The following is a 9264-nucleotide window of genomic DNA, read 5'->3' on the forward strand; positions in this document are numbered from 1 at the left end:
GGAGAAAAACAGGCTAAGGTTCCGAACTTATCGGACGCCAATGTCCGCAATCCTCGGGAGCGAGACGATGGACAGCCTGGGCAGTATTTCAGTGTTTGTGCAGGTGGCCGAAACCCGCAGCTTTACCGAGGCCGGGCGCATGCTGGGGGTGTCGTCCTCGGCGATTGGCAAAAGCATCGCGCGCATCGAAGAGCGCCTGGGGGTGCGGCTGTTCCATCGCAGCACCCGCAGTATCACGTTGACCAGCGAGGGCGCACTGTTTCTCGAACGCTCCCGGCGCATCCTGGCGGAAGTCGAAGCCGCAGAACAGGAACTGAGCCAGGCATCCGCCACCCCCAGAGGCAAGTTGCGCGTCAGCCTGCCGCAAGTGCGCGGCTTGTTGATGCCGGTACTGACGGATTTCATGCGCGCCTATCCCGAGATCGAGCTGGACGTGGACTTCTCCGACCGCATGGTGGATGTGATCGAGGAGGGTTTCGACGCGGTGATCCGCACCGGCAAGCCCGAGGACTCACGCTTGATGGCGCGCCACCTCGGGTATTACCGCCTGGTGCTGGTGGCGTCCCCGGAGTACCTGCGCCTGCACGGTACGCCGCGCCAGCCCCGGGATTTGAGCGACCACGCCTGCCTGCGCCACAAATTCTGCGCCACCGGCAAGCTGGAAACCTGGCCACTGCGCCCGGAGCCGGGCCTGCCGGAGCCGACCCTGCGTGCGCCGCTGGTCTCCACCACCATCGAATCACTGATGCACGTGGCCCATGAAGGCCTGGGGATTGCCTGCCTGCCAGACTTCATGGTTCGCGAATCGGTGGAGCAGGGCCGGCTGCAACGGGTGCTGGACTATTACCTGGAGCACAGCGGCAGCTTCTGGATGCTCTGGCCATCAAGTCGCCATGCCTCGGCGAAATTGCGTGTGTTTATCGACCATATGGGCGAGCGGCTTTTTCCTGCGGACACCGTCCCGTAAGGTTGTGACGTTTTACCGACAGGAATTCGCGCGCCGAGGCCACGTTCTGTTGCACAATACCGCCCTGACTGTTTTCCTCAGGATTTTCGATGTCGACATCATTTCACTTGCGTAGCCTCGGGTTGGCGCTGGTGCTGGCGGGCGCTGCGGGCTGCTCGTCACCCAAGACCGCTATTTATGAACATGAGAACTTCGACGACTCCGGCACGTTTTCCCGTGATTACCCGGTCAGTGACACGGCGGCCTGCGAAGCGGCGCGGCGTGCGCTGTTGAGCCAGGGTTACATCATCACCAGCAGCGATCCAAAGCTGGTGGCGGGTAACAAGAGCTTCCAGCAGACCGGCGAAACTCACCTGCAGATCAGCTTCAACGTGGTGTGTGCCGACGATGGCAGCGGCAATCATCACTCGACGATGTTCGCCAACGCCTTGCAGGATCGCTACGCCTTGAAGAAGGTCAACAACTCCGCCAGCCTCGGTGTGGGTGTGTTGGGTTCGGTGTCGATGCCGATTGGCTCCACCGACGACTCCATGGTCAAGGTGGCCAGCGAGACGGTGTCTGCGCCGAAGTTTTATGAGCGTTATTTCGCCCTGGTGGACGTTTTCCTGCCCCAGGAAGTGAAAAAGGCAGCGCATATTCCAGAGAAACCCAAGGCTGACCTGGGCATCCCGGAACCTAAGGCAGCTCCGGCGGCCGATAAGGCCGATAAGGCCGATAAGGTTGAAGCGCCGAAAGAAGTGCCAAAAGAAACGCCGGCCACACCGGCAGCCCCAGTGACGCCGGCGGTAGAGCCAGCGGCATCGGAGCCGGTGGTACCACCGGCGGAACCCGCGCCGATTGCACCAAAGGAAGCCCCGGCACCTGCGCCAGAGGCCACCACTCCTGCGCTGCCGGCGCCGACCGAAGCGATTCCGCCTCTGCCGACGCCTGCGCAGTAACTACACCGCTACGGGGTTGGCCTTGTCGACGTTGATCCCGTAGCGGCTGATCGCCTCCGCCACCCTGGCGCGGCTGATCAGGCCGTCATCCGCCAGCGCCTTCAGGGCCGCCAGGGCAATGAAATACCGGTCCACCTCGAAGAACTCGCGCAAGGTTTCGCGGGTATCCGATTGCCCGAAGCCATCGGTGCCCAGCGCCACAAAGCGCCGGCCCGGTACAAACGGGCGAATCTGATCGGCAAAGATTTTCATGTAGTCGGTGGCGACCACCACGGGCCCGGGCTGGCCCTCAAGGCACTGCTCGACATAGCTGGTACGCGGTTCGCTTTCAGGATGCAGCAGGTTCCAGCGCTCCACGGCATGGCCTTCCCGGCGCAGCTCGGTCAGGCTGGTGACACTCCACACATCGCTGGCCACGGCAAAATCATCGCGCAGCAGGTCCGCGGCGGCGATGACTTCCCGCAGGATCGAACCGCTGCCCATCAGTTGTACCCGTGGTTGCGTGGTGTCTTCAGCCGCCTTCAACCGATACATACCCTTGAGAATCCCGTCCTCGACGCCTTCGGGCATCGCCGGGTGCGGGTAGTTTTCGTTGAGCAGGGTGATGTAGTAGTAGATGTCCTCTTGCTCGACGTACATCCGGCGCATGCCTTCGCGAATGATCACCGCCAGCTCGAAGGCAAACGTCGGATCGTAGGAAATGCAGCACGGGATCACCGACGACAGCACATGGCTGTGGCCATCGTCATGCTGCAGGCCTTCGCCCATCAGCGTGGTGCGCCCGGCCGTCGCCCCCAGCAGAAAGCCCCGCGCCCGTGCATCACCTGCGGCCCAGGCGAGGTCGCCGACCCGCTGGAAGCCGAACATCGAATAGAAAATGTAGAACGGTACGGTCATCAAGCCGTGGTTGGCGTAGGACGTACTTGCTGCGATCCACGAGGAAATGGCGCCGGATTCATTCAGGCCTTCCTGCATGATCTGTCCGTCCTTGCTCTCCTTGTAGTAGGACAGCTGGCCGGCATCTTGTGGGGTGTAGAGCTGGCCGACGGCGGAGTGAATGCCGATCTGGCGGAACAGGCTTTCCATGCCAAAGGTGCGGGACTCGTCCGGCACGATGGGCACGATCAGTTTGCCCAGGTTCGGATCCTTGAGCAGGGTGCCGAGGATGCGCACAAAGGCCATGGTGGTGGAGATCGCGCGTTCGCCGGTGTCCTTGAGCTGGGTGGCGAAGGCATCCAGTTCCGGGATCTTCAGCGACTCGACCGCGCTATGGCGAGCCGGTACGTAGCCGCCCAGTGACTGGCGGCGGGCGGCGAAATAGCGGGCTTCTTCGCTGTCGGCGGCCGGTTTGAGATACGGGATTTCAGCCAGTTGGTCGTCGGCCACTTCCAGCCCGAAGCGATCGCGGAAGGCTTTGACGGCTTCAGCGCCCATCTTTTTCAGCTGGTGGTTGATGTTCTGGCCTTCGCCGGCCTCGCCCATGCCGAAGCCCTTGACGGTTTTCGCCAGGATCACCGTCGGCTGGCCGCTGTGACGCACGGCGGCGGCATAGGCGTTGTAGACCTTGTCCGGGTCATGGCCGCCCCGTGAGAGTTTCCAGATGTCGTCGTCGGACATGTCTGCCACCAGCGCCAGCAACTCCGGGTATTTGCCGAAGAAGTGTTCCCGCACGTAGGCGCCGTTTTGTGATTTGTAGTTTTGATAGTCGCCGTCCACGCACTCCATCATGCGCTGGCGCAGCAAGCCGCTTTTATCCTTTTCCAGCAGCGCATCCCAGCCGCCGCCCCAGATTACCTTGATCACGTTCCAGCCGGCGGCGCGGTACAGGCTTTCGAATTCCTGGATCACCTTGGCATTGCCGCGAACTGGGCCATCGAGGCGTTGCAGGTTGCAGTTGACCACGAAGATCAGGTTGTCGAGCTTCTCGCGCCCGGCCAGGGAAATGGCTGCCAGGGATTCCGGCTGATCCATCTCGCCATCACCGAGGAACGCCCACACCTTGCGGCCCTGGTGCTGCTTGAGGTCGCGGAACTCCAGGTAGCGCATGAAGCGCGCCTGATACGCGGCGGTAATCGGTCCGAGCCCCATGGAAACCGTAGGAAACTGCCAGAAGTCCGGCATCAGGCGAGGGTGCGGATAGGATGACAAACCGTCGCCACCGGCTTCCCGGCGGAAGTTGTCCAGCTGCGCTTCGCTGATCCGGCCTTCGAGGTACGCCCGCCCGTAAATGCCCGGCGCGGAGTGGCCCTGGATGTACACCAGGTCGCCATCGAAGCTTTCAGTTCGGCCACGGAAGAAATGGTCGAAGCCTACGTCATACAGCACCGCAGCCGACGCATAGGTTGCGATATGCCCGCCCACGCCGGAATGTTTCCCCGCGCGCAGCACCATGGCCATGGCGTTCCAGCGGATAAACGCATTCAGCCGGCGCTCGGTGGCCAGGTTGCCGGGGTAGGGCAGCTGGCGGTCTACCGGGATGGTGTTGACGTACGGCGTGGTCACCCGCCCGTAGAAGTCGCCATGCCGCGCCACGTCGAAATCCAGCAACTGATCAATCAGGTAATGCGCGCGCGGGCGGCCTTCGGTGGACAGCACCGATTCGATGGACTCCAGCCATTCGCGGGTTTCCTGTGGATCGTCGTCGAGGCGTACTGCAGTGTTCGGGGTCATGTCAGGCTCCAGGGTGGACGGGTTTCAGCGTGTGGGCTCCTTGTGGGAGCTTTGCGAATGTAGTTGCAATTGCAACTACATGGCTGAATCTAGCGCGGGATGAGCTACTATTGCAACCTTCTTGAAATTCCCCGGATGGTGTTGCATGTCGTCGAAAGAGCCTGATGTCTGGTTCCGTTTTGTTCGGGCCCACAGGACGGTCATCCGTGAAATCGAACGGCGCCTGGCCGATGCCGGTCTGCCGCCGTATGCCTGGTACGACGCTTTGTGGGGCCTGGAAAGTGGCCCCGATGGCACCCGGCGCATGCACGAATTGGCCGATGTGCTGGCCATCGAACGCTACAACCTGACGCGCCTGGTCGACCGCCTGGAAAAGGACGGCCTGGTGGTGCGTTCGCGCTCCGACGGTGACGGGCGTGCTGCCTTTGTCTCGATCACCGACGCGGGCCGGGTATTGCGTAAAAAGATGTGGAAAATCTACGAAAGCAGCGTGGATGAATTGTTTTTGTCGCAGCTCGACAGCGAGCAACGCCGGGTTTTTGCCGAGGCATTGGAGCGTACCGCGGGGCTGGCGATGGAGGCGGGCGTGCAGACCCGCGGGCGGCGTAAGACCTGAAGCAAATATCAGAGGGCACCGAGATCCAGGGTGGGAGCTGGCTTGCCTGCGATAGCGGACGGTCTGCCAAAGTATCGGCGCCTGGCACCCCGCTATCGCAGGCAAGCCAGCTCCCACATTTGATCGCATTCCATTCATCTAAGGTGATATCGATGCAGGGCGGCTTCTACCTGTTCTACTTCGATAACGCCGTCATCCGCCAGCGCCTTCAACGCCAACACCGCTATCCAGTAGCGACTGGGTGCTGACGTTTCCACGGAGCCCGCACCCAACGCCACAAACCGCGCATCCACATGCCCCGCCAATTGATCGACGATCGGCTGCGGATACCCGGTGACTGCGACCACCGGCGCGCCATCCCCAGCCAGGCAATCCCTTAGATGACAACTGCGCTTCGGTGCCAACGGGTGCAGGCGGTTCCAGCGTTGCGCTGCATCCGCTTCGCGGGCCAGCCGTGTATAGCTGGGGCAACTCCACAGTTGCGCCTCGACGTTCCAATCCGTCTCGAGCAACTGCGCGGCGTGCACGACTTCTTCAAACGCTCGACCCGCACCCAGCAACCGCACCCTCAATTCACTCGTGTATGAGCGCCGGACCCGGTACATGCCCCTGAGCGCATGGTCACTATCCTGCGGGCTCAGCCCTGGCCCTTCGTGTTGATCGTGCAGTGCCAGGTAGTAGAACCCCGGCTCGCCGTCGACATAAAGCGCCTGCAAACCCGCCAGCACAATCGCCCGGGCTTCCTCGCCGGAGGCCGGGTCATAAGGTGTGCAGTGAGGATTGCTGACCAGCCATAAGGGCAGTGAAGGGGAGGGCTGGGTTGCATTGTCGTTGCACAGGATGCCCCGCTGACGGGTCTCGCCGGACAGCGCGCGCAACTGCGCCGATGACGCGGCCGTGTGCAGGTACAGCATGGGTTTTTCCCCGGTATTGCGCGCGAACCAGGTGGGCCAGCTCACCACTCGGCGTGAGCGCGACTGGCCGCGAATCACCCACGCCTGCCGGCTGGACTCCAGGGTGTTGGCCATGGTCATCACGCTATACAGGGGCGAGCAGCGGGGCTGCTGCGTTGCATTCAGGGCGTCGATGCAGATCAGGGCAGAGCGTTCGGTGCTGGCAGTCATGAGCAGGGTCGCTTGGCAACGGGTGCCCATACCCTAAAGGAATTCGGCTTACGATTGCAATTGCAATGATTGCAGTTGCATCTAAAATTCATCCGGCTAAATCAAGGCAATCCTGCTACGTTTAATTCTGAAGTGCAGGAACGTCATGCCACGGACATTTTTTCGTCATGACGGCACTTTAGGCTGGTTGTGCAGGTCACTAAGCAACCCCTTTTCATAAAACAAGGAGTCAACCATGGACGATTACCAGGAAGAATTGCTCGAGTACCACGCCTTTGAACTGGATCCGCTGGATCCGGCCGATGATGCCACCGAGCTGTAAGACAGACGTCAGGCGGAATGCCGCTGACTGCGGCGAAATTCCCCTGGGGTCTGGCTGTTCCAGCGCTTGAACGCCCGTTGAAAGGCTTCCGCTGAAGCAAAACCGAGCAGATAGGCAATTTCACCGAACGCCAGTTCGGTATCGCGAATGTAGGTCATGGCCAGGTCGCGGCGAGTGTCGTTGAGAATCGCCCGGAACTGAGTCCCTTCTTCCGCCAGCTTGCGCCTCAGGGTCCAGGTCGGCAGTTTCAAGCGTGACGCCACTTCTTCCAGGTCGGGTTCCCGGCCGCCATTGAGCATCGGCCCGAGCAAGCGGGTAATGCGCTCGCGCAGGCTGCGGGTGCGCGTCAACTGCTCCAGTTCCCGTTCGCACAACTGCACCAGTAATTGCCAGGTACTCGGGCAGTGTTCCGGGTTGCGCAGGGCCAGGGTTTGCTGGCTAAGGCGCAACTGATTGTGCTCGGCGCCAAACTGGATCGGGCAGTCCCCCAGCACGCTGTAGCGCTCGCTGTAGTCGGGGGCCTGGAACTCGATTTCGATCCGCTGCGCCGGCACCGGTTGCGCACTCAGGCTCGACAACTGATGCAGCCAGCCGGCGATGATCGAATCCACCACAAAGCGGTTGTAGGCGTTGTAGGGGCTGATGGAATAGAAGCGCAACCAGGCGCCATCCGTGTCCTCGTGAAAGCTCGACTGGCCGCGATAGTTGGAGCCGTACAAGGCTTCGAAGCGCGTCAGGGTACGGGCGGCTTCGCGCACGGTGGGCGCCTGGGCGGCGGTGACCCCGGCGAGCCCGGCCTGGCTCAGGCGGCTGAGCTGGCCCATGCGCAGGCCCAGGCTGGCGTCGCCGGTCAACTGGATGGCCGCAAAGCCCAGGCGCATATAGCGCGGGATCGACAAGCGTGCACCCGCCTCGGCCAGGCGTGCCGGGTCAAGGCCGTATTGCAGCAGCAACGGTTGCGGGTCCAGGCCATGGCTGTGGATCGCATCGGTCAAGGTGTGGACGAAGCCCACCGACAAATCCCCAAGCCGCACCGGCTTCATTGAGTTACAGCCACACGTTCAGCAGGCGCGCGCCACGGGCATTGCCGTCGGCGAACACCTGGCCGTTGCTGCTGAGGAAGCTTTGCCCGGCGCTGCCCATGTCAAAGAACTGCCCGCGCAGGAACACGCTCATGCCGGCGGTGGCCTGGCTGATGGGTTGCTGGCTGATCAGGGTCAGGCGGTGCCAGGCTTCGCCTTCGCTGAGCTCTTCGGGCTTGAGGCTGATCTCGGCTGGCGTCGACACGCTTTTGAAGCCGCGCCACGGCTTGTCCCAGGTCTCGCGGCCGATCACGAAGGCCGGCACCGCCACCAACTGGGCGCCTTGCTCGTTGAGCTTGCGGTAGTTGTCCGGGTACCAGCTGTCGCTGCCGATCAGGATGCCCAGACGCCCGGCCGGGGTATCGACCACGCTGACGCTGTTTTCATCGCCCGGCTCAATAAAGCCGCGCTCGTCAAAAATCGGATACAGCTGGCGTTGCGGCTGGCCCAGCGGCAAGCCATCGCGGTCGAAGACCACACTGGTGTTGTACAGCGCGCCATGGCCGATCTGCAGCTGGCCCTGGCTGACGCTCGGGTTGGGCAGGGCAATGGAGCCGGCCACCAGGGTCACGCCGAATTCCTTGGCCAGGCCACCGAACAGCACTTGATAGTCGCGGGCCATGGCCGGGGCCTTCATGCGCAGGTAGGCGTCGTCGATGCGGTCGTCACCCTTGGCGCTGATCAAGGCCCGCAGGAACAGCAGCGGGTTGCTCGCCGACAACCAGTTCATCGCTTCCTTGAGGTTGGTGGCCTGGTACAGCTCGTTCTTTTCGCCGCTGACCATCAGCCAGGTGCCGATATGTTCCGGCAGTACCACGATGGTCTTGTCGTTGATCAGGCCCTGGTCACGGGCGTTTTGCAGATAGGCCGCCAGCTTGAGGTGCAGGCGTTCCAGGCTCTGGTAGTCGGCGGGAAACAGTTCCGGCTGGATGCCCAACAGGTTGCCGCGGTCGGCGGGCACGCCCTGGTCGACGGCCAGGTTGATCCGCAGGTCGGACAGGTAATGGCCCACGGGGCGCTCCTGGGTCCAGACCAGATAGGCGGAAACGGCGGCGACCAGGGCCATGATGAGGGTGAAGGCAAGAAGTTTACGCATGGGGCAAATGACAACGGACCGTGTGCTGGGTTTGCATTTTCTCTCAAATTTCTGGGCTGGGTACGAAAAACCGTGGTTTGGCACGAAAATCTCAAAAGCCTTGAGTGCGTGTTTTCGCCGCGGGCCGGATCTTTCCAGGGTCGACAGTAACGGGTTGTGACCACAGGTGCACGCGCGCTGGTCAATGCCGTGGGATGTTACTCGTGCGCGCACCAGCTTCTGGCAGATTGTTACTTTGTGCCTCAATACCGTGCGCAAGTTCCTCGCCAAGGTTGATTCGCGCAATGGGTTCGCCGAGGGCTGGCCGCGCAACTCAAGTGTTTCAGCGCCTTACAGGCCTCTCTGTACAACGACGCGTCGAGTTGGCAACAACCTTGCATATGCTTGTATGTACAAGTAAAGATGTGTGCGTAAGAGTCCATGAGCATCCTCTTCGCACCCATCAATGT

General features: G+C 61.9%; 7 protein-coding genes. 3 read left to right on the plus strand and 4 right to left on the minus strand.

Annotated features, from left to right (window positions below; all coding sequences use genetic code 11):
• The first annotated feature begins 67 nt into the window (after nucleotides 1–67).
• Both HX811_RS11160 and HX811_RS11165 read left to right on the plus strand, forming a co-directional pair.
• The gene (locus HX811_RS11160; protein WP_003207864.1) at nucleotides 68–967 is read left to right on the plus strand and encodes a LysR family transcriptional regulator; all 900 of its coding nucleotides are present in this window, start codon (nucleotides 68–70) and stop codon (nucleotides 965–967) included.
• Between the two features lie 89 nt (nucleotides 968–1056).
• On the plus strand, nucleotides 1057–1905 hold the full coding sequence (locus HX811_RS11165; protein WP_177045927.1) for a DUF2242 domain-containing protein: 849 nt from the start codon (nucleotides 1057–1059) through the stop codon (nucleotides 1903–1905).
• Here the strand turns inward: HX811_RS11165 and aceE are convergent, their stop codons facing one another.
• Nucleotides 1906–4575: a pyruvate dehydrogenase (acetyl-transferring), homodimeric type gene (gene aceE, locus HX811_RS11170; RefSeq protein WP_003207866.1), complete on the minus strand. Its 2670-nt coding sequence runs from the start codon at nucleotides 4573–4575 to the stop codon at nucleotides 1906–1908.
• A gap of 145 nt (nucleotides 4576–4720) precedes the next feature.
• On the opposite strand from aceE, the gene HX811_RS11175 reads away from it, so the two are divergent.
• Nucleotides 4721–5191: a MarR family winged helix-turn-helix transcriptional regulator gene (locus HX811_RS11175; RefSeq protein ID WP_003207868.1), complete on the plus strand. Its 471-nt coding sequence runs from the start codon at nucleotides 4721–4723 to the stop codon at nucleotides 5189–5191.
• A gap of 134 nt (nucleotides 5192–5325) precedes the next feature.
• Here HX811_RS11175 and HX811_RS11180 read toward each other — a convergent pair whose 3' ends face one another.
• From HX811_RS11180 to HX811_RS11190, 3 genes are all read right to left on the minus strand, one after another.
• Nucleotides 5326–6345 carry a pyruvate dehydrogenase gene (locus HX811_RS11180; protein WP_177045929.1) on the minus strand — a complete coding sequence of 340 codons (1020 nt, stop codon included), beginning with the start codon at nucleotides 6343–6345 and terminating at the stop codon, nucleotides 5326–5328.
• A gap of 300 nt (nucleotides 6346–6645) precedes the next feature.
• A complete protein-coding gene (locus HX811_RS11185) occupies nucleotides 6646–7680 on the minus strand; it encodes an AraC family transcriptional regulator (RefSeq protein ID WP_177045931.1) in 1035 nt (344 codons plus the stop codon).
• A 4-nt stretch (nucleotides 7681–7684) separates the two neighbouring features.
• Entirely contained in the window at nucleotides 7685–8815 is a 1131-nt protein-coding gene (locus HX811_RS11190) for a carbon-nitrogen hydrolase family protein (RefSeq protein ID WP_177036806.1), read from the minus strand.
• Between the last annotated feature and the right edge of the window lie 449 nt (nucleotides 8816–9264).

Origin of the sequence: Pseudomonas sp. F8002, from assembly GCF_013385495.1 — a bacterium.
Lineage (GTDB): Bacteria > Pseudomonadota > Gammaproteobacteria > Pseudomonadales > Pseudomonadaceae > Aquipseudomonas.

Bases quoted from the DNA above. Each gene is read 5' to 3' on its own strand.
- aceE (WP_003207866.1), bottom strand. From the start codon at position 4,575: ATGACCCCGAACACTGCAGTACGCCTCGACGACGATCCACAGGAAACC.
- HX811_RS11165 (WP_177045927.1), top strand. From the start codon at position 1,057: ATGTCGACATCATTTCACTTGCGTAGCCTCGGGTTGGCGCTGGTGCTG.
- HX811_RS11160 (WP_003207864.1), top strand. From the start codon at position 68: ATGGACAGCCTGGGCAGTATTTCAGTGTTTGTGCAGGTGGCCGAAACC.
- HX811_RS11185 (WP_177045931.1), bottom strand. From the start codon at position 7,680: ATGAAGCCGGTGCGGCTTGGGGATTTGTCGGTGGGCTTCGTCCACACC.
- HX811_RS11175 (WP_003207868.1), top strand. From the start codon at position 4,721: ATGTCGTCGAAAGAGCCTGATGTCTGGTTCCGTTTTGTTCGGGCCCAC.
- HX811_RS11180 (WP_177045929.1), bottom strand. From the start codon at position 6,345: ATGGGCACCCGTTGCCAAGCGACCCTGCTCATGACTGCCAGCACCGAA.
- HX811_RS11190 (WP_177036806.1), bottom strand. From the start codon at position 8,815: ATGCGTAAACTTCTTGCCTTCACCCTCATCATGGCCCTGGTCGCCGCC.